Annotated in this window: 28 protein-coding genes; all 28 read left to right on the top strand. The window is 44.7% G+C overall.

From position 1 onward, the window contains the following. Positions 1–25: 25 nt before the first annotated feature. The 28 genes from rpoC to secY all read left to right on the top strand — a co-directional run bounded on the left by rpoC (position 26) and on the right by secY (position 19,366). A complete protein-coding gene (rpoC, locus tag KI350_RS20125; RefSeq protein ID WP_020449853.1) occupies positions 26–3,625 on the top strand; it encodes a DNA-directed RNA polymerase subunit beta' in 3,600 nt (1,199 codons plus the stop codon). A gap of 120 nt (positions 3,626–3,745) precedes the next feature. Then, positions 3,746–3,994, top strand: coding sequence for a 50S ribosomal protein L7ae-like protein (locus tag KI350_RS20120; protein ID WP_023855916.1), 249 nt, complete (start codon positions 3,746–3,748; stop codon positions 3,992–3,994). A gap of 104 nt (positions 3,995–4,098) precedes the next feature. Then, entirely contained in the window at positions 4,099–4,515 is a 417-nt protein-coding gene (gene rpsL, locus KI350_RS20115) for a 30S ribosomal protein S12 (protein ID WP_020449855.1), read from the top strand. A gap of 164 nt (positions 4,516–4,679) precedes the next feature. Further along, on the top strand, positions 4,680–5,150 hold the full coding sequence (gene rpsG / locus KI350_RS20110) for a 30S ribosomal protein S7 (RefSeq protein WP_003178317.1): 471 nt from the start codon (positions 4,680–4,682) through the stop codon (positions 5,148–5,150). 49 nt (positions 5,151–5,199) lie between these two features. Continuing rightward, the gene (gene fusA / locus KI350_RS20105) at positions 5,200–7,278 is read left to right on the top strand and encodes an elongation factor G (RefSeq protein ID WP_020449856.1); all 2,079 of its coding nucleotides are present in this window, start codon (positions 5,200–5,202) and stop codon (positions 7,276–7,278) included. A 119-nt stretch (positions 7,279–7,397) separates the two neighbouring features. After that, complete coding sequence (gene tuf / locus KI350_RS20100; protein ID WP_020449857.1) at positions 7,398–8,588, top strand: elongation factor Tu; 1,191 nt, start codon at positions 7,398–7,400, stop codon at positions 8,586–8,588. Positions 8,589–8,909: 321 nt separating this feature from the next. Continuing rightward, the gene (gene rpsJ / locus KI350_RS20095) at positions 8,910–9,218 is read left to right on the top strand and encodes a 30S ribosomal protein S10 (RefSeq protein ID WP_003156464.1); all 309 of its coding nucleotides are present in this window, start codon (positions 8,910–8,912) and stop codon (positions 9,216–9,218) included. A 38-nt stretch (positions 9,219–9,256) separates the two neighbouring features. Continuing rightward, positions 9,257–9,886, top strand: a complete 630-nt coding sequence (gene rplC, locus KI350_RS20090) for a 50S ribosomal protein L3 (protein WP_020449858.1) — start codon at positions 9,257–9,259, stop codon at positions 9,884–9,886. Positions 9,887–9,913: 27 nt separating this feature from the next. Beyond that, a complete protein-coding gene (gene rplD / locus KI350_RS20085) occupies positions 9,914–10,537 on the top strand; it encodes a 50S ribosomal protein L4 (RefSeq protein WP_020449859.1) in 624 nt (207 codons plus the stop codon). Further along, positions 10,537–10,824, top strand: a complete 288-nt coding sequence (gene rplW / locus KI350_RS20080; protein WP_020449860.1) for a 50S ribosomal protein L23 — start codon at positions 10,537–10,539, stop codon at positions 10,822–10,824. The genes rplD and rplW overlap by 1 nt, the downstream gene beginning before the upstream one ends. A 31-nt stretch (positions 10,825–10,855) precedes the next feature. Further along, positions 10,856–11,689: a 50S ribosomal protein L2 gene (rplB, locus tag KI350_RS20075; RefSeq protein WP_020449861.1), complete on the top strand. Its 834-nt coding sequence runs from the start codon at positions 10,856–10,858 to the stop codon at positions 11,687–11,689. A 57-nt stretch (positions 11,690–11,746) separates the two neighbouring features. Then, on the top strand, positions 11,747–12,025 hold the full coding sequence (rpsS, locus tag KI350_RS20070; protein WP_003178334.1) for a 30S ribosomal protein S19: 279 nt from the start codon (positions 11,747–11,749) through the stop codon (positions 12,023–12,025). Between the two features lie 17 nt (positions 12,026–12,042). Next, the gene (gene rplV, locus KI350_RS20065) at positions 12,043–12,387 is read left to right on the top strand and encodes a 50S ribosomal protein L22 (protein WP_020449862.1); all 345 of its coding nucleotides are present in this window, start codon (positions 12,043–12,045) and stop codon (positions 12,385–12,387) included. Between the two features lie 3 nt (positions 12,388–12,390). Then, entirely contained in the window at positions 12,391–13,047 is a 657-nt protein-coding gene (gene rpsC, locus KI350_RS20060) for a 30S ribosomal protein S3 (protein WP_003178339.1), read from the top strand. 1 nt (position 13,048) lies between these two features. Beyond that, on the top strand, positions 13,049–13,483 hold the full coding sequence (gene rplP / locus KI350_RS20055; protein WP_020449863.1) for a 50S ribosomal protein L16: 435 nt from the start codon (positions 13,049–13,051) through the stop codon (positions 13,481–13,483). Then, entirely contained in the window at positions 13,473–13,673 is a 201-nt protein-coding gene (rpmC, locus tag KI350_RS20050; protein WP_003178343.1) for a 50S ribosomal protein L29, read from the top strand. The genes rplP and rpmC overlap by 11 nt, the downstream gene beginning before the upstream one ends. A 24-nt stretch (positions 13,674–13,697) precedes the next feature. Beyond that, a complete protein-coding gene (gene rpsQ, locus KI350_RS20045; protein ID WP_003178345.1) occupies positions 13,698–13,961 on the top strand; it encodes a 30S ribosomal protein S17 in 264 nt (87 codons plus the stop codon). Positions 13,962–14,001: 40 nt separating this feature from the next. Next, positions 14,002–14,370: a 50S ribosomal protein L14 gene (gene rplN, locus KI350_RS20040; protein WP_020449864.1), complete on the top strand. Its 369-nt coding sequence runs from the start codon at positions 14,002–14,004 to the stop codon at positions 14,368–14,370. A 35-nt stretch (positions 14,371–14,405) separates the two neighbouring features. Continuing rightward, complete coding sequence (rplX, locus tag KI350_RS20035; RefSeq protein WP_003178350.1) at positions 14,406–14,717, top strand: 50S ribosomal protein L24; 312 nt, start codon at positions 14,406–14,408, stop codon at positions 14,715–14,717. A 25-nt stretch (positions 14,718–14,742) separates the two neighbouring features. After that, positions 14,743–15,282 (top strand): 50S ribosomal protein L5, encoded by a 540-nt coding sequence (gene rplE, locus KI350_RS20030; protein WP_020449865.1) that lies wholly within the window; start codon positions 14,743–14,745, stop codon positions 15,280–15,282. A 22-nt stretch (positions 15,283–15,304) separates the two neighbouring features. After that, positions 15,305–15,490, top strand: a complete 186-nt coding sequence (gene rpsN, locus KI350_RS20025) for a 30S ribosomal protein S14 (protein WP_003178353.1) — start codon at positions 15,305–15,307, stop codon at positions 15,488–15,490. 31 nt (positions 15,491–15,521) lie between these two features. Further along, the gene (gene rpsH / locus KI350_RS20020; protein WP_003178355.1) at positions 15,522–15,920 is read left to right on the top strand and encodes a 30S ribosomal protein S8; all 399 of its coding nucleotides are present in this window, start codon (positions 15,522–15,524) and stop codon (positions 15,918–15,920) included. A 29-nt stretch (positions 15,921–15,949) separates the two neighbouring features. Further along, on the top strand, positions 15,950–16,486 hold the full coding sequence (rplF, locus tag KI350_RS20015; RefSeq protein ID WP_003178356.1) for a 50S ribosomal protein L6: 537 nt from the start codon (positions 15,950–15,952) through the stop codon (positions 16,484–16,486). Between the two features lie 31 nt (positions 16,487–16,517). Beyond that, complete coding sequence (gene rplR / locus KI350_RS20010; protein WP_020449866.1) at positions 16,518–16,880, top strand: 50S ribosomal protein L18; 363 nt, start codon at positions 16,518–16,520, stop codon at positions 16,878–16,880. Positions 16,881–16,904: 24 nt separating this feature from the next. Beyond that, entirely contained in the window at positions 16,905–17,405 is a 501-nt protein-coding gene (gene rpsE / locus KI350_RS20005) for a 30S ribosomal protein S5 (RefSeq protein WP_023855910.1), read from the top strand. Positions 17,406–17,418: 13 nt separating this feature from the next. After that, on the top strand, positions 17,419–17,598 hold the full coding sequence (gene rpmD, locus KI350_RS20000) for a 50S ribosomal protein L30 (protein WP_020449868.1): 180 nt from the start codon (positions 17,419–17,421) through the stop codon (positions 17,596–17,598). A gap of 30 nt (positions 17,599–17,628) precedes the next feature. Continuing rightward, a complete protein-coding gene (gene rplO / locus KI350_RS19995; protein ID WP_020449869.1) occupies positions 17,629–18,069 on the top strand; it encodes a 50S ribosomal protein L15 in 441 nt (146 codons plus the stop codon). A 1-nt stretch (position 18,070) separates the two neighbouring features. Next, positions 18,071–19,366, top strand: coding sequence for a preprotein translocase subunit SecY (gene secY / locus KI350_RS19990; protein WP_020449870.1), 1,296 nt, complete (start codon positions 18,071–18,073; stop codon positions 19,364–19,366). The last annotated feature ends 48 nt before the right edge of the window (positions 19,367–19,414 follow it).

Raw genomic sequence — 19,414 nt, 5'->3', positions numbered from 1 at the left:
GAAGATAAAAAGGGAGGTAGGCCCCTTGCTGGATGTGAACAATTTTGAGTATATGAACATCGGTCTCGCTTCACCTGACAAAATCCGTTCATGGTCTTACGGAGAAGTGAAAAAGCCTGAAACAATCAACTATCGTACTTTGAAACCTGAAAAAGATGGTCTATTCTGCGAGCGCATTTTCGGTCCTCAAAAGGACTGGGAATGCCACTGCGGAAAGTACAAGCGGGTTCGTTATAAAGGCGTAGTCTGCGACCGTTGTGGAGTTGAAGTAACCCGGGCTAAAGTCCGTCGTGAGAGAATGGGGCATATCGAGCTGGCAGCCCCTGTTTCTCACATCTGGTATTTTAAAGGAATCCCGAGCCGTATGGGTCTTGTGCTGGATATGTCTCCGCGCGCATTGGAAGAAGTCATTTACTTTGCTTCTTATGTCGTAACAGATCCGGCCAATACACCGCTTGAGAAAAAACAGCTTCTTTCTGAAAAAGAGTACCGGGCGTACCTTGATAAATACGGAAATAAATTCCAGGCATCAATGGGTGCTGAAGCGATTCATAAGCTCCTTCAAGATATCGACCTCGATAAAGAAGTGGATATGCTGAAAGAAGAGCTTAAAACGTCACAAGGACAGCGCCGCACACGTGCGATCAAACGCTTGGAAGTATTGGAAGCATTCCGCAACTCCGGAAATAAGCCGTCCTGGATGATCCTCGACGTTCTTCCGGTCATTCCGCCTGAGCTGAGACCGATGGTACAGCTTGACGGTGGACGTTTTGCAACTTCCGATCTGAACGATTTGTACCGCCGTGTCATCAACCGTAACAATCGTTTAAAACGTCTTTTGGATCTTGGAGCGCCAAGCATTATCGTTCAAAACGAAAAGCGCATGCTTCAAGAAGCCGTGGACGCGCTGATCGATAACGGACGCAGAGGCCGTCCTGTTACAGGTCCGGGAAACAGACCGTTAAAATCCCTTTCTCACATGCTGAAAGGTAAACAAGGCCGTTTCCGTCAAAACCTTCTCGGTAAACGTGTTGACTACTCAGGCCGTTCGGTTATCGTCGTAGGTCCGAACCTGAAAATGTATCAATGCGGTCTTCCGAAAGAAATGGCGCTGGAACTGTTCAAGCCATTCGTCATGAAAGAGCTTGTTGAAAAAGGTCTTGCCCACAACATTAAGAGTGCGAAGCGTAAAATTGAGCGCGTTCAGCCGGAAGTCTGGGATGTCCTTGAATCAGTTATCAAAGAACACCCTGTGCTTCTCAACCGTGCACCTACGCTTCACAGATTAGGTATTCAAGCGTTTGAACCAACGCTTGTCGAAGGCCGTGCCATCCGTCTTCATCCGCTTGTATGTACGGCATACAACGCTGACTTTGACGGTGACCAAATGGCGGTTCACGTTCCTTTATCAGCAGAAGCGCAAGCTGAGGCGCGCATCTTGATGCTTGCCGCACAAAACATCCTGAACCCTAAAGACGGAAAACCGGTTGTTACGCCGTCTCAGGATATGGTGCTTGGAAACTACTATCTGACGCTAGAACGCCCAGGCGCAGTCGGCGAAGGTATGGTTTTCAAAGATACGGATGAAGCGCTTCTTGCGTATCAAAACGGATATGTTCATTTGCATACGAGAGTAGCCGTTGCGGTTAACTCCCTGAAAAATGAAACATTTACCGAAGAACAGCGTTCCAAGCTGCTCGTTACAACTGTCGGAAAACTGATCTTCAACGAGATTCTTCCGCCGTCGTTCCCATACATGAACGAACCGACGAAGAGCAACATTGAAGAAAAAACACCTGACCGTTTCTTCTTGGATTACGGTGCAGATGTTAAAGAAGCCATTAAGAACCAGGAAATCAACCAGCCGTTCAAAAAAGGCATTTTGGGTAAAATCATTGCGGAGATCTTCAAAAGATTCCATATTACAGAAACATCAAAAATGCTTGACCGCATGAAAAACCTTGGATTTAAATATTCGACAAAAGCCGGAATTACGGTCGGTGTTTCCGATATCGTCGTATTGGACGACAAACAGGAAATCCTTGAAGAAGCGCAAGGAAAAGTTGATAACGTCATGAAGCAGTTCAGACGCGGTCTGATTACTGAAGAAGAGCGTTATGAACGGGTCATTTCCATCTGGAGTGCAGCTAAAGATACGATCCAAGGCAAGCTGATGAAATCCCTGGATGAAATCAACCCGATCTACATGATGAGTGATTCCGGAGCCCGGGGTAACGCATCAAACTTTACGCAGCTTGCGGGTATGCGCGGTCTGATGGCCAACCCGGCTGGACGGATCATCGAACTTCCGATCAAGTCAAGCTTCCGCGAAGGTTTAACGGTACTCGAGTACTTTATCTCTACTCACGGTGCGCGTAAAGGTCTTGCGGATACGGCTCTGAAGACAGCCGACTCAGGTTACCTGACACGCCGTCTCGTAGACGTAGCCCAAGACGTCATCATTCGTGAGACTGACTGCGGCACAGACCGAGGTATTCTTGCCAAAGCCATCACGGAAGGCACAGAAGTGATCGAGCGTCTTGAAGAGCGTCTTGTCGGCCGATTCGCGAGAAAACCTGTTAAACATCCGGAAACAGGTGAAGTGCTTGTGGATGAAAACGAGCTGATCGACGAAGATAAAGCGCTCGAAATTGTCGAAGCAGGCATTGAAGAAGTGTGGATCCGCTCCGCATTTACATGTAATACGTCACATGGTGTATGTAAACGATGCTACGGCCGCAACCTGGCAACAGGAACCGACGTCGAAGTCGGGGAAGCAGTCGGAATCATCGCTGCCCAGTCCATTGGTGAGCCGGGTACACAGTTAACAATGCGTACCTTCCATACGGGCGGGGTTGCCGGAGACGATATTACACAAGGTTTGCCGCGTATCCAGGAATTGTTTGAAGCGCGAAACCCTAAAGGTCAAGCGACGATCTCTGAAATTGACGGTGTCGTAGCTGAAATCAATGAAGTGCGTGACAAACAGCAGGAAATCGTCGTTCAGGGCGAAGTCGAAAGCCGTTCATATACGGCGCCTTACAACGCGCGCCTGAAAGTCACTGAAGGAGAGAAAATTTCCCGTGGCCAGGTGCTGACAGAAGGTTCGGTTGATCCGAAAGAGCTTCTGAAAGTTACTGACATCACGACGGTGCAAGAATACCTCCTTCATGAAGTGCAGAAGGTTTATCGTATGCAAGGGGTTGAAATCGGGGATAAGCACGTCGAGGTTATGGTTCGCCAGATGCTTCGCAAAGTGCGTGTCATCGATGCCGGCGACACGGAAGTGCTGCCAGGCACGCTGCTCGATATTCACCAGTTTACCGAAGCGAACAAAAAAGTTCTGCTCGGAGGCAAACGCCCTGCAACAGGCCGTCCGGTGCTTCTCGGTATCACCAAAGCATCGCTTGAAACGGATTCCTTCCTGTCTGCCGCGTCATTCCAGGAAACAACACGTGTCCTGACAGATGCAGCAATCAAAGGAAAACGCGATGAGCTTCTCGGCCTGAAAGAGAATGTTATCATCGGTAAGCTTGTTCCTGCTGGAACGGGTATGCTGAACTACCGTAAAGTGAAGCCGGTATTGCAAGTCCAATCATCTGATGAAATGGTTCCGGCTGAATAAATAAAAAAATCCTAAAGAAGGATGTCACTAAAAATTGTCATCATGTGTTGACATCCTTCTTTCAGGATGATAATATAACCAAGGTGCTCAATTTAAACCTGTTACTTTGGAGGATATATGATGTCTTATGATAAAGTATCACAGGCTCAATCTATTATTATCGGTACGAAGCAGACAGTCAAAGCGCTGAAGCGCAATTCTGTTAAGGAAGTCGTCGTAGCAAAAGACGCTGATCCTTTTCTGACGTCAGATGTTATTAACCTGGCAAATGAACAAGGGATTCCCGTCTCAATGGCAGAGTCCATGAAAAAGCTCGGCAAAGCCTGCGGAATTGAAGTCGGAGCTGCAGCTGTTGCCATTATTCAATAACGTACTCGTTGTTTTTGCTTTTATGCAAAGGCATTGTTTTTTGCTTTTAAATGAACCACCTGGGTATGTGGGTTATAAAACATGATGAAGGGAGGAATTACAAAATGCCTACAATTAATCAGCTAGTCCGCAAAGGACGCGTAAGCAAAGTTGAAAATTCTAAGTCTCCAGCACTTAACAAAGGATACAACAGCTTCAAGAAAGAGCACACTAACGTATCTTCACCACAAAAACGCGGAGTATGTACTCGTGTCGGTACAATGACACCGAAGAAGCCGAACTCGGCGCTTCGTAAATATGCCCGTGTTCGTTTAACTAACGGAATCGAGGTTACGGCCTACATTCCTGGTATCGGACACAACCTGCAAGAGCACAGTGTCGTATTGATCCGCGGTGGACGTGTAAAAGACTTACCGGGGGTACGCTACCACATCGTGCGTGGCGCGCTTGATACTGCCGGAGTTGAAAACCGTGCACAAGGCCGTTCTAAATACGGTACAAAACGTCCTAAGAAAAAATAATTCCGTTTAAATACAAATAAAAGGGTTTTTAAAAGCAAGGAGTTCTGGCAATGCTGTTAAGGGCATCAGGCTTTTCGCGCCTAGCGCTAGTTTGATCCCGGCAGCTGAACCGTGAATCCCTCTGCTTACTGTAAACCCGTAACAAGAGAAGGGAGGATAATCAGATGCCACGTAAAGGTCCTGTAGCAAAAAGAGATGTTTTACCTGATCCGCTTTACAACTCTAAACTGGTTACTCGTTTGATCAACAAAATGATGATCGACGGTAAAAAAGGTAAAGCTCAAACAATCCTATACAAGTCATTCGATATTATTAAAGAACGTACCGGCAACGATGCAATGGAGGTTTTCGAACAAGCATTGAAGAACATCATGCCAGTGCTTGAAGTTAAAGCACGCCGTGTAGGTGGTGCAAACTACCAAGTACCTGTAGAGGTTCGTCCTGAACGCCGTACGACTCTTGGACTTCGCTGGTTAGTAAACTACGCTCGTCTTCGCGGAGAAAAAACGATGGAAGAGCGTTTAGCTAACGAAATCCTTGATGCAGCTAACAACACTGGTGCAGCTGTTAAGAAACGTGAAGATACTCATAAGATGGCTGAAGCAAACAAAGCGTTCGCTCACTATCGCTGGTAATCTCACACGACAAAATATTATTCCCTAAGAAGGAAGGAGAAAAGACCCAATGGCAAGAGAGTTCTCCTTAGAAAAAACTCGTAATATCGGAATCATGGCTCACATCGATGCCGGTAAAACGACAACAACTGAACGTATCTTGTTCTACACAGGCCGTATCCATAAAATTGGTGAAACTCATGAAGGGGCTTCCCAAATGGACTGGATGGAGCAGGAACAAGAACGCGGTATCACAATCACATCCGCTGCAACAACTGCACAGTGGAAAGGTTACCGCGTAAACATCATCGACACACCAGGACACGTAGACTTCACAGTTGAGGTTGAACGTTCTCTGCGCGTACTTGATGGTGCCGTTGCCGTTCTTGACGCACAATCAGGCGTTGAGCCGCAAACTGAAACAGTTTGGCGTCAGGCAACAACTTACGGAGTACCTCGTATCGTATTTGTCAACAAGATGGACAAAACGGGTGCGGACTTCCTTTACTCTGTAGGAACTCTTAAAGACCGTCTTGAGGCGAACGCTCACGCGATCCAATTACCGATTGGCGCCGAAGACAATTTCGAAGGGATCATCGACCTTGTAGAAAACGTTGCGTACTACTATGAAGATGATCTTGGAACACGCTCTGATGCGCGTGAAATCCCTGCCGAGTACAAAGACAAAGCTGAAGAGCTTCGCGCCAGCTTGATTGAAGCTGTTGCTGAGCTTGATGAAGAGCTTATGATGAAGTACTTGGAAGGCGAAGAAATCACAGTTGACGAGCTGAAAGCGGCAATCCGCAAAGGAACTTGTAACGTTGAGTTCTATCCGGTTCTTTGTGGTTCAGCTTTCAAAAACAAAGGTGTTCAATTAGTGCTTGACGCAGTTCTTGACTACCTGCCAGCTCCAACTGACGTACCAGCAATCAAAGGTACTCTGCCTGATTCTGAGGAAGAGGTTACTCGTGAGTCTTCTGACGACGCACCTTTCTCAGCACTTGCATTTAAAGTTATGACTGACCCTTACGTTGGTAAATTGACGTTCTTCCGTGTGTACTCAGGAACACTTGATTCCGGTTCATACGTAAGAAACTCAACAAAAGGCAAACGTGAGCGCGTCGGACGTATCCTGCAAATGCACGCCAACAGCCGTGAAGAAATCTCTACTGTGTACGCAGGGGATATCGCTGCTGCTGTAGGTTTGAAAGACACGACTACAGGGGACACGCTTTGCGACGAGAAAAACCTTGTTATCCTGGAATCAATGGAATTCCCTGAGCCTGTTATCCACGTTGCAATCGAGCCTAAATCTAAGGCTGACCAAGACAAAATGTCTACTGCACTGGCTAAATTGGCTGAAGAGGATCCAACATTCCGTGCGCATACTGACCCTGAAACAGGTCAAACGATCATCGGCGGTATGGGTGAGCTTCACCTTGATATCATCGTTGACCGTATGAAACGCGAATTTAAAGTTGAAGCCAACGTCGGTGCTCCTCAAGTTGCGTATCGTGAAACATTCCGTGCGAGCGCGCAAGTTGAAGGTAAATTCGTACGTCAGTCTGGTGGACGCGGACAGTTCGGACACGTTTGGATCGAATTCTCTCCAAACGAAGAAGGAAAAGGCTTTGAGTTCGAAAACGCAATCGTCGGTGGTGTCGTTCCTCGTGAATACATTCCGGCTGTTCAAGCAGGACTTGAAGATGCACTTCAAAACGGTGTAGTCGCAGGTTACCCTGTTATCGACATCAAAGCGAAATTGTTTGACGGTTCTTACCACGATGTCGACTCTAACGAAATGGCGTTTAAAATCGCTGCTTCCATGGCGCTTAAAAACGCGGCAAGCAAGTGTAACCCAGTTATTCTTGAGCCGATCTCCAAAGTTGAAGTCGTTATCCCAGAAGAATACATGGGAGACATCATGGGCGACATTACGTCACGCCGCGGTCGCGTAGAAGGTATGGAAGGACGCGGAAACGCTCAAGTCGTTCGCGCGATGGTTCCACTTTCTGAAATGTTCGGTTACGCTACGGCTCTCCGTTCAAACACACAAGGACGCGGTACGTTCACAATGGTCTTTGACCACTATGAAGAAGTGCCTAAGAGCATCGCTGATGAGATCATCAAAAAAAATCAAGGTGAATAATTGATTTTGCCTCTTCATTAAAGTATAAATACTATTGTAAGATGAGAAAGTGAAACATTGCTTTCACTTTCTATCACTCTATATAACAAAAACTAACCTTTTTAAGGAGGATTTTCAGAATGGCTAAAGAAAAATTCGACCGTTCCAAATCACATGCCAACATTGGTACAATTGGACACGTTGACCATGGTAAAACTACATTAACAGCTGCTATCACTACTGTGCTTCATAAGAAATCTGGTAAAGGTACTGCTATGGCATACGACCAAATCGACGGTGCTCCAGAAGAGCGTGAGCGCGGTATCACAATCTCTACTGCACACGTTGAGTACGAAACAGAAACTCGTCACTATGCACACGTTGACTGCCCAGGACACGCTGACTATGTTAAAAACATGATCACTGGTGCTGCGCAAATGGACGGAGCGATCCTTGTTGTATCTGCTGCTGACGGTCCAATGCCACAAACTCGTGAGCACATCCTTCTTTCTCGTAACGTAGGTGTGCCTTACATCGTAGTATTCTTGAACAAATGCGACATGGTAGACGACGAAGAGCTTCTTGAGCTAGTTGAAATGGAAGTTCGCGATCTTCTTTCTGAGTATGAGTTCCCTGGTGACGATGTACCAGTTATCAAAGGTTCTGCACTTAAAGCTCTTGAAGGTGACGCTGAATACGAAGCTAAAATCTTCGAACTGATGGATGCAGTTGACGAATACATCCCAACTCCAGAGCGCGATACTGAAAAGCCATTCATGATGCCTGTTGAGGACGTATTCTCAATCACAGGTCGTGGAACAGTTGCTACTGGACGCGTAGAGCGCGGACAAGTTAAAGTCGGTGACGAAGTTGAAATCATCGGTCTTCAAGAAGAAAACAGCAAAACAACTGTTACAGGTGTTGAAATGTTCCGTAAGCTTCTTGACTATGCAGAAGCTGGAGACAACATCGGTGCACTTCTTCGCGGTGTATCTCGTGAAGATATCCAACGTGGTCAAGTACTTGCTAAACCAGGTACAATCACTCCACATAAAAAGTTCAAAGCTGAAGTTTACGTTCTTTCTAAAGAAGAGGGTGGACGTCACACTCCATTCTTCTCTAACTACCGTCCTCAGTTCTACTTCCGTACAACTGACGTAACGGGCATCATTCAGCTTCCAGAAGGCGTAGAAATGGTTATGCCTGGAGACAACATCGAAATGACTGTTGAATTGATTTCAACAATCGCGATCGAAGACGGAACTCGCTTCTCTATCCGTGAAGGCGGACGTACAGTTGGTTCTGGCGTTGTTTCTTCAATCATCGAATAATACTTATAAAATAAAAAACGAGATCCAGCCGGGTCTCGTTTTTTATTTTGAGCCGCTATGCTAAAGGGATTTATTTTCCGCCTGTAAGTCCTTGATTAACACTGCTTGAATCTGTATAATAAAAAAAGTGTGCAAAAGCCGGTAATATTCAATATTACCTTGCATCATGCCTATAAATTTTGTATAATAGTGCATGTTGGTCTTTGACTGCGATGAAGTGAGAGGTTGCTGACACACCCGGCCGCTTTGCCATGGCAAGGTGATTCAGGTTTTTCTCACGGAGAATTGTCTAATGTAAGTAGGCGAAAAGGAGGGAAAATAATGGCAAAACAAAAAATTCGTATTCGTTTAAAAGCGTATGATCATAGAATCCTTGATCAATCTGCTGAGAAGATTGTTGAAACGGCTAAACGTTCCGGAGCCAGCGTTTCTGGTCCGATTCCGTTGCCAACTGAGAAATCAGTTTACACAATCCTTCGTGCGGTGCACAAATACAAAGATTCTCGTGAGCAATTCGAAATGCGTACACATAAACGTTTAATCGACATTGTGAACCCAACACCACAAACTGTCGATGCTCTAATGCGATTAGATTTACCATCTGGTGTCGATATCGAAATTAAACTTTAATCTAAAATATAGAATGATTTTTATAGGAGGTGTGACGAATGACCAAAGGAATCTTAGGAAGAAAAATTGGTATGACGCAAGTTTTCGCAGAAAACGGTGATCTTATTCCGGTAACTGTTATCGAAGCTGCTCCTAACGTTGTACTTCAGAAGAAAACTTCTGAAAACGACGGCTATGAAGCGATTCAGATCGGTTTTGACGACAAGCGTGAGAAGCTTGCCAATAAACCAGAAAAAGGACACGTTGCAAAAGCGGAAACTGCTCCTAAGCGCTTCGTTAAAGAATTACGCGGAGTGGATATGGATGCGTATGAAGTTGGTCAGGAAGTCAAAGTTGATATTTTCTCTAACGGAGAAGTCGTAGATGTAACAGGAACATCGAAAGGTAAAGGTTTCCAAGGTGCTATCAAACGCCACGGACAATCTCGCGGACCTATGTCTCACGGTTCACGCTACCATCGCCGTCCTGGTTCAATGGGACCGGTAGACCCTAACCGTGTATTCAAAGGAAAGCTGTTGCCTGGACGTATGGGCGGAGAGCAAATCACTGTTCAAAACCTTGAAATCGTAAAAGTGGATGCAGAGCGCAACCTTCTTTTAGTTAAAGGTAACGTTCCTGGTGCGAAAAAATCATTAGTCGCTGTTAAAAGCGCTGTTAAATCTAAATAATTCTCTTAGGAAAGGAGGAAATTGATCATGCCAAAAGTAGCTTTATATAACCAAAACGGTTCTACTGCTGGTGATATCGAATTAAACGACTCTGTATTTGGAATCGAGCCAAATGAGAGCGTAGTATTCGACGCTATTCTTATGCAAAGAGCTTCCTTACGTCAAGGAACTCATAAAGTAAAAAATCGTTCGGAAGTACGTGGCGGAGGTCGCAAACCTTGGCGTCAAAAAGGTACCGGCCGTGCTCGTCAGGGATCTATCCGTTCACCGCAATGGCGCGGAGGTGGTATCGTATTCGGTCCTACACCACGCAGCTATGCATATAAATTACCGAAAAAAGTTCGCCGCTTGGCTATCAAATCAGCATTGTCTTCTAAAGTGAATGACAACAACTTGATCGTTCTTGAAGATCTTAATCTTGATGCGGTTAAAACAAAAGAAATGGCAGCTATCCTTAAAGGTCTGTCTATCGAGAAGAAAGCTTTAATCGTAACTGCGGATGCAAACGAGACAGTTGAACTATCTGCTCGTAACCTTCCAGGAGTTACTGTTGTTGAAGCTAACGGAATCAACGTCCTCGATGTTGTCGGTCATGAGAAGCTTGTGATCACGAAAGCAGCGGTTGAAAAAGTAGAGGAGGTGCTTGCATAATGAAAGATCCTCGTGATGTTCTAAAGCGCCCCGTCATTACTGAACGTTCTGCTGATTTAATGACTGAGAAAAAATATACGTTTGAAGTAGACGTAAGAGCTAACAAAACAGAAGTGAAAGACGCTGTTGAGCAAATCTTTGGAGTGAAAGTTGAAAAAGTCAACATCATGAACTACAAAGGGAAATTCAAACGTGTCGGCCGCTACTCTGGTATGACAAACAAACGCAGAAAAGCGATTGTTAAGCTTACTGAAGACAGCAAAGAAATCGAAATTTTTGAAGCTTAATCACTTGTAAAAAGAAGGAGGGAAATTCAAAATGGCGATTAAAAAGTACAAACCGACCTCTAACGGACGTCGCGGCATGACTACGTCTGATTTCGCGGAAATCACGACAGATCAGCCGGAAAAATCCTTGCTTGCCCCGCTTCACAAAAAAGGCGGACGCAACAACCAAGGTAAATTAACTGTACGTCATCAAGGCGGCGGACATAAACGCCAATACCGTATTATCGACTTCAAACGCGATAAAGATGGTATACCTGGACGCGTTGCTACAGTTGAGTACGATCCAAACCGTTCAGCTAACATTGCTCTAATTAACTATGTAGACGGAGAAAAACGCTACATCCTGGCTCCTAAGGGCCTTCAAGTAGGAACTGAAATCATGTCAGGACCAGAAGCTGACATTAAAGTAGGTAACGCACTTCCACTGATCAACATCCCTGTTGGTACAGTCGTGCACAACATTGAATTGAAACCTGGAAAAGGCGGACAGCTTGTACGTTCAGCTGGTACATCTGCTCAAGTTCTTGGTAAAGAAGGAAAATACGTTCTTGTGCGTCTGAACTCCGGTGAAGTTCGCATGATTCTTTCTGCTTGCCGCGCTTCTATCGGTCAAGTAGGTAACGAACAGCACGAACTGATCAACATCGGTAAAGCAGGACGTTCACGCTGGAAAGGCATCCGTCCTACAGTTCGCGGTTCTGTTATGAACCCTAACGATCACCCGCACGGTGGTGGTGAAGGACGCGCTCCGATCGGACGTAAATCACCTATGTCTCCATGGGGTAAACCAACTCTTGGATTCAAAACTCGTAAGAAAAAGAACAAATCAGATAAATTCATCGTACGTCGTCGTAAAAATAAATAACGGGGTTGTCTACGGTTCATATCGGACCGTAGTGCAATCACGAAGGGAGGTTCCAAAATGGCTCGCAGCTTAAAAAAAGGACCATTTGTCGATGATCATCTAATGACAAAAATCGAGAAATTAAATGAAGCGGATAAGAAACAAGTTGTGAAAACTTGGTCTCGCCGTTCTACTATTTTCCCGCAATTTATCGGTCACACAATCGCAGTCTATGATGGACGCAAACATGTGCCTGTTTACATCTCTGAAGATATGGTAGGTCACAAGTTGGGTGAATTCGCACCGACACGCACTTACAAAGGTCATGCTAGTGATGACAAAAAAACAAGACGCTAATGAGAGGAGGCTTTTAAATGCAACAAGCTAAAGCTGTCGCAAGAACAGTCCGTATTGCTCCTCGTAAGGCACGTCTAGTAATGGACCTGATTCGAGGCAAGCAAGTAGGTGAAGCAGTATCGATCTTAAACCTTACGCCAAAAGCTGCTTCCCCGATTATTGAAAAAGTTTTAAAATCTGCTATCGCTAACGCTGAGCACAACTACGAAATGGATGCAAACAACCTGGTTGTTACTCAAGCTTACGTGAACGAAGGCCCTACGTTGAAAAGATTTCGTCCGCGCGCTATGGGACGTGCAAGCCAAATCAACAAACGTACGAGCCACATTACTATCGTTGTATCAGAAAAGAAGGAGGGATAACTCGTGGGTCAAAAGGTAAATCCAGTCGGTCTTCGTATTGGTGTTATACGTGATTGGGAATCTAAGTGGTACGCTGGCAAAGATTACGCTGACTTCCTTCACGAAGATCTGAAAATCCGTGAATTTATTAATCAACGCCTGTCTGACGCTTCTGTTTCTAAAGTGGAAATCGAGCGTGCGGCAAACCGTGTAAATATTACGATCCACACAGCTAAGCCTGGTATGGTTATCGGTAAAGGCGGTTCTGAAGTCGAAGCGCTTCGCAAAGCCCTTAACAGCCTTACTGGCAAGCGTGTACACATTAACATTCTTGAAATCAAAAGAGCTGATCTTGATGCTCAGCTAGTTGCTGATAACATCGCTCGTCAATTGGAAAACCGCATCTCTTTCCGTCGTGCGCAAAAGCAACAAATCCAACGCACAATGCGCGCTGGTGCACAAGGAATTAAAACAATGGTTTCCGGTCGTCTTGGCGGCGCAGACATCGCTCGTTCTGAATACTACAGTGAAGGAACTGTTCCATTGCACACACTTCGTGCAGACATCGACTATGCTACATCTGAAGCTGACACAACTTACGGCAAGCTTGGTGTAAAAGTCTGGATCTATCGTGGAGAGGTTCTTCCTACTAAGAAGAAAACTGAGGAAGGAGGAAAATAATATGTTAATGCCAAAACGCGTTAAATATCGCAGAGAGCATCGCGGAAAAATGCGCGGCCGTGCAAAAGGCGGCTCTGAAGTGCATTTCGGTGAATACGGCATCCAGGCTCAAGAAGCTTCTTGGATTACAAACCGTCAAATCGAAGCTGCGCGTATCGCAATGACTCGTTACATGAAACGTGGCGGTAAAGTTTGGATCAAAATTTTCCCTTCTAAGCCTTATACAGCTAAGCCTCTAGAGGTTCGGATGGGTTCCGGTAAAGGTGCTCCTGAAGGATGGGTAGCTGTTGTAAAACCGGGCAAAGTTTTATTTGAAATTTCTGGTGTGTCTGAGGAAGTCGCTCGTGAAGCTCTTCGTCTTGCATCTCACAAATTGCCAATTAAAACGAAGTTCGTAAAACGTGAAGAAATTGGTGGTGAATCAAATGAAAGCTAATGAAATTCGTGACCTTACCACTGCTGAAATTGAACAAAAAGTAAAGTCTCTTAAAGAAGAACTTTTCAATCTTCGCTTTCAATTAGCGACAGGACAACTTGAAAACACTGCTCGCATTCGTGAAGTGCGCAAGTCAATCGCGCGCATGAAAACTGTGATTCGGGAAAGAGAAATTGCTGCCAACAAATAATTCCGGAGGGAGGTTCTCTAAAACATGAGCGAACGCAATCAGCGCAAAGTCTACCAAGGACGTGTTGTTTCTGACAAAATGGATAAAACCATTACTGTTGTTGTAGAAACTTACAAAAAACATTCACTCTACGGTAAACGCGTAAAGTACTCTAAAAAATTCAAAGCACATGATGAAAATAACCAAGCTAAAATCGGAGACATCGTAAAGATCATGGAAACTCGTCCATTATCTGCGACTAAACGTTTTCGTCTAGTTGAAGTTGTCGAAGAAGCTGTTATTATCTAATAAAGTTCGGAAACCTTTTTCCGAAGGGAGGTAACAAATAATGATTCAACAAGAGACTCGTTTAAAAGTAGCTGATAACTCTGGTGCCCGTGAAGTATTAACAATCAAGGTGCTTGGTGGTTCTGGACGCAAAACAGCTAACATTGGTGATGTCATTGTTTGCACGGTTAAACAAGCAACACCAGGAGGCGTTGTCAAAAAAGGTGAAGTCGTAAGAGCTGTAATCGTACGTTCTAAGAGCGGCGCGCGCAGAAATGACGGATCTTACATCAAATTCGATGAGAATGCATGTGTTATCATCCGTGACGACAAAAGCCCGCGCGGAACTCGTATCTTCGGACCTGTAGCACGTGAACTTCGTGATAACAACTTCATGAAAATTGTTTCTCTAGCTCCAGAAGTACTTTAATGATATCAATGCCGGACTAAGGAGGTGCGATCAGGATGCATGTTAAAAAAGGCGATAAAGTAATGGTTATCTCTGGTAAAGACAAAGGGAAACAAGGTGTGATCCTTGCAGCTTTCCCTAAAAAAGACCGCGTAATCGTTGAGGGTGTCAACATGGTGAAGAAGCACTCAAAGCCGACTCAAGCTAACCCTCAAGGCGGAATTTTAAATCAAGAGGCGCCAATTCATGTGTCAAACGTAATGCCGCTCGATCCTAAAACAGGTGAAGTGACTCGCGTAGGATACAAAGTGGAAAATGGCAAAAAAGTTCGTATTGCAAAAAAATCTGGGCAAGTTCTAGATAACTAGTAATAAAGGAAGGGAGGTCTATCTCATGAACCGCCTTAAAGAAAAGTACAATAAAGACATTACACCTGCATTAATGAAAAAGTTCGAATACAAATCTGTGATGCAAGTGCCTAAAATCGAAAAAATCGTAATCAACATGGGTGTTGGTGACGCTGTTCAAAACGCTAAAGCTATCGATAGCGCTGTTGAAGAACTAACGTTTATCGCTGGTCAGAAACCTGTCGTTACTCGTGCGAAGAAATCTATTGCTGGATTCCGTCTTCGTGAAGGAATGCCAATCGGTGCGAAAGTAACTCTTCGCGGAGAGCGCATGTACGATTTCCTTGATAAACTAATTTCTGTTTCTTTACCACGTGTTCGTGACTTCCGCGGAATTTCAAAAAAATCTTTTGACGGTCGCGGAAACTACACACTAGGAATCAAAGAACAGCTGATCTTCCCTGAAATTGACTATGATAAGGTAACTAAAGTTCGCGGTATGGACATCGTTATCGTAACGACTGCCAACACTGATGAAGAAGCTCGTGAACTGTTAACTCAATTAGGTATGCCATTCCAGAAATAATCAATGAAAGGGAGGCGAAATCGTGGCTAAAAAGTCAATGATTGCGAAACAAAAACGCACACCGAAGTTTAAAGTACAAGAGTACACTCGCTGCGAACGCTGCGGCCGTCCGCACTCTGTTATTCGTAAATTTAAACTTTGCCGTATTTGTTTCCGTGAACTTGCATATAAAGGACAAATTCCTGGCGTTAAAAAAGCCAGCTGGTAATCCCCGTTTATGGGAAGGAGGTTATTAAATAATGGTTATGACAGATCCGATTGCAGATATGCTGACTCGAATTCGTAATGCAAACATGGTACGTCATGAGAAGCTCGAAATTCCTGCTTCGAAGTTAAAAAGAGAAATCGCTGAAATCTTGAAAAGAGAAGGTTTCATCCGTGACGTAGAATTCATTGAAGATAACAAGCAAGGTATCATCCGTGTTTTCTTGAAATACGGACAAAACAACGAGCGTGTCATCACTGGCCTTAAGAGAATCAGCAAACCAGGTCTGCGCGTTTACGCTAAGTCAAACGAAGTGCCTCGCGTACTGAACGGACTTGGAATCGCAATTCTTTCTACATCACAAGGTGTGTTAACAGATAAAGAAGCCCGCGCTAAACAGGCTGGCGGAGAAGTATTAGCATACGTTTGGTAAGAAGTTTAACATGAATGGAGGTGTTTGGTATGTCTCGTGTAGGTAAGAAGCTACTTGAGATTCCTTCAGGCGTTACAGTTACTCTGAACGACAACACTGTAACCGTGAAAGGACCAAAAGGAGAATTAACTCGTACGTTTCATCCTGATATGAAGATTAAAATTGAGGACAATGTACTTACTGTAGAGCGTCCTTCAGATAATAAAGAACACCGTGCGCTGCATGGCACAACTCGCAGCATCATCGGAAACATGGTTGAAGGTGTATCTAAAGGTTTTGAAAGAGGTTTGGAATTAGTCGGTGTCGGTTACCGTGCTTCTAAATCCGGAAACAAACTTGTTTTGAACGTTGGATACTCTCACCCTGTAGAAATCGTTCCTGAAAACGGAATTGAAATCGAAGTTCCATCTCAAACAAAAGTGGTTGTAAAAGGTACAGATAAAGAGCGTGTTGGAGCTACTGCTGCAAACATTCGCGCTGTACGTTCTCCAGAACCTTACAAAGGCAAAGGGATCCGCTATGAAGGAGAAATGGTTCGTCGTAAAGAAGGTAAATCTGCTAAGTAAAACCGCTTAATGTGAGAAAGGAGTGACCCAGATGATTACGAAAACAAGCAAGAATGCTGCACGTCTTAAAAGACACGGTCGTGTTCGCGCGAAGCTTTCAGGAACCCCTGAGAGACCTCGTCTAAATGTTTTCCGTTCAAACAAACATATTTACGCACAAGTGATCGATGATGTGAACGGTGTTACACTTGTGAGTGCATCAACTCTTGATAAAGACTTTAACGCTGAAAATGGCAGCGATACGTCTGCGGCTGCAAAAGTTGGCGAGCTTGTTGCAAAACGCGCTTCTGAAAAAGGTATCACAAATGTCGTGTTCGACCGTGGCGGTTACCTTTATCATGGACGTGTAAAAGCATTGGCTGATGCTGCACGCGAAGCTGGATTAGAATTTTAATAAAAGAAGGAGGGACATATGAATATGCGTCGTATTGACCCAAGCAAATTAGAGTTAGAAGAACGCTTAGTTACCGTTAACCGCGTAGCGAAAGTTGTTAAAGGTGGTCGTCGTTTCCGCTTCGCAGCTCTAGTCGTTGTCGGTGACAAAAACGGACACGTAGGATTCGGTACTGGTAAAGCACAAGAAGTACCAGAAGCGATCCGCAAAGCTGTTGAAGATGCGAAAAAGAATTTGATCGAAGTACCAATGGTTGGAACTACAATTCCACACGAAATCATCGGACGTTTCGGTGCAGGAAACATCTTGTTAAAACCTGCTTCTGAAGGTACGGGAGTTATCGCTGGAGGCCCAGTACGTGCGGTACTTGAGCTTGCAGGTGTAGCTGATATCCTTTCTAAGTCTTTAGGTTCTAACACACCGATCAACATGATCCGTGCAACAGTCCAAGGTTTAAGCGAGCTGAAACGCGCTGAGGACGTTGCGAAGCTTCGTGGAAAATCTGTAGAAGAACTGTTAGGATAAGGAGGGAACATTAATGGCTAAATTAGAAATTACCCTCAAACGCAGTGTAATCGGACGCCCGGAAGATCAGCGTATTACTGTAAGAACGCTCGGTTTAAAGAAAACAAACCAAACTGTCGTTCATGAAGACAACGCTGCAATCCGCGGTATGGTTAACAAAGTATCTCATTTAGTTTCTGTTAAAGAACTTTAAAAATAAACGATAGGCTAAGGAGGTGTCCAAATGAAACTTCATGAATTAAAGCCCGCAGAAGGTTCACGTAAAACGCGCAACCGCGTAGGTCGTGGTATTGGTTCTGGTAACGGTAAAACAGCAGGTAAAGGTCATAAAGGTCAAAACGCTCGTTCTGGCGGCGGTGTACGTCCTGGATTCGAGGGTGGACAAATGCCTTTGTTCCAACGTCTTCCTAAACGCGGTTTCACAAACATCAACCGCAAGGATTTCGCTGTAGTCAACCTAGACAAACTCAACAGCTTTGCAGAAGGGACGGAAGTTACTCCTGAACTTCTTTTAGAAACAGGTGTAATCAGCAAGTTGAAATCTGGAGTGAAAATTCTTGGCGACGGTCAATTAGAAAAGAAATTAACTGTTAAAGCCAATAAATTCTCCGCTTCTGCTAAACAAGCAATTGAGGCTGCTGGCGGTACAGCTGAGGTGATCTAACTTGTTTAAGACAATCTCCAATTTTATGCGTGTGAAGGATATTCGGAATAAGATTATCTTCACTCTTTTAATGCTTATCGTCTTTCGTCTCGGTTCGTTCATTCCTGTGCCGCATGTAAACACAGAAGTTTTAAAGGCACAGGATCAAATGAGCGTATTTGGGATTCTAAACACATTTGGCGGCGGTGCATTGTTCAACTTCTCCATTCTTGCGATGGGAATCATGCCTTACATCACAGCTTCAATCATCATTCAGCTCCTGCAGATGGATGTTGTGCCGAAGTTTACCGAATGGTCTAAGCAAGGAGAAGTTGGTCGCCGAAAACTAGCACAGTTCACAAGGTACTTCACAATCGTTCTTGGATTTATCCAGGCTTTAGGTATGTCTTACGGGTTTAACAACATGGCCGGCGGCGCGTTGATTACAAACCCTGGAGTCGGTACTTATTTGCTTATTGCGGTTGTACTAACTGCTGGAACTGCTTTTTTAATGTGGCTGGGAGAACAAATTACGTCTCATGGAGTTGGTAACGGAATATCCATTATCATCTTCGCCGGTATCGTTGCCGGCATTCCGCAGACGATTAATCAGATCTACGCTCAGCAGTTTGTAGATGCTGGAGATCAGTTATTCTTGCAAATCATAAAGGTTGTCGTTATATTGGTTGCGATTTTGGCGATTGTCGTTGGCGTTATTTTCATCCAACAGGCAGTTAGAAAAATCTCAATTCAATATGCGAAAGGTTCAGGCCGTTCACCGGTTCCTGGCGGCCAGTCTACACACTTGCCGCTGAAGGTTAACCCGGCGGGAGTTATTCCGGTTATCTTTGCAGTAGCATTTATCACCACTCCGCGGACCGTGGCAACATTTTTTGGTACCAATGACGTCACGAATTGGATTCAAAAAACGTTTGATTACACGCATCCGGTCGGAATGGGAGTTTATGCGGCGTTGATCATCGCCTTTACCTATTTCTATGCATTTGTGCAGGTAAACCCTGAGCAAATGGCCGATAATCTTAAAAAACAAGGTGGCTATATTCCGGGAGTTCGTCCAGGAAAAATGACTCAAGATAGAATTACGAGCATTTTGTATCGACTTACATTTGTAGGCTCCATATTCTTGGCCGTGATTGCCATTCTTCCTGTCTTGTTCGTTAATATTGCTGGGCTGCCTTCATCTGCACAAATTGGTGGAACAAGTTTGCTGATTGTCATCGGGGTTGCACTTGAAACAATGAAGCAGCTTGAAAGCCAGCTGGTAAAACGAAACTATCGTGGATTTATGAAGCACTAGAGGAAATGGGGCGCGCCCATTCCCTCTAAAATAGAGAGGACGGGGAAT

Source organism: Bacillus sp. J41TS8, assembly GCF_018333035.1.
GTDB classification, from domain to species: domain Bacteria; phylum Bacillota; class Bacilli; order Bacillales; family Bacillaceae; genus Bacillus; species Bacillus paralicheniformis.
Note: the sequence above shows the minus strand (reverse complement) of the source record. Positions and strands in the feature narration are given on the sequence as shown.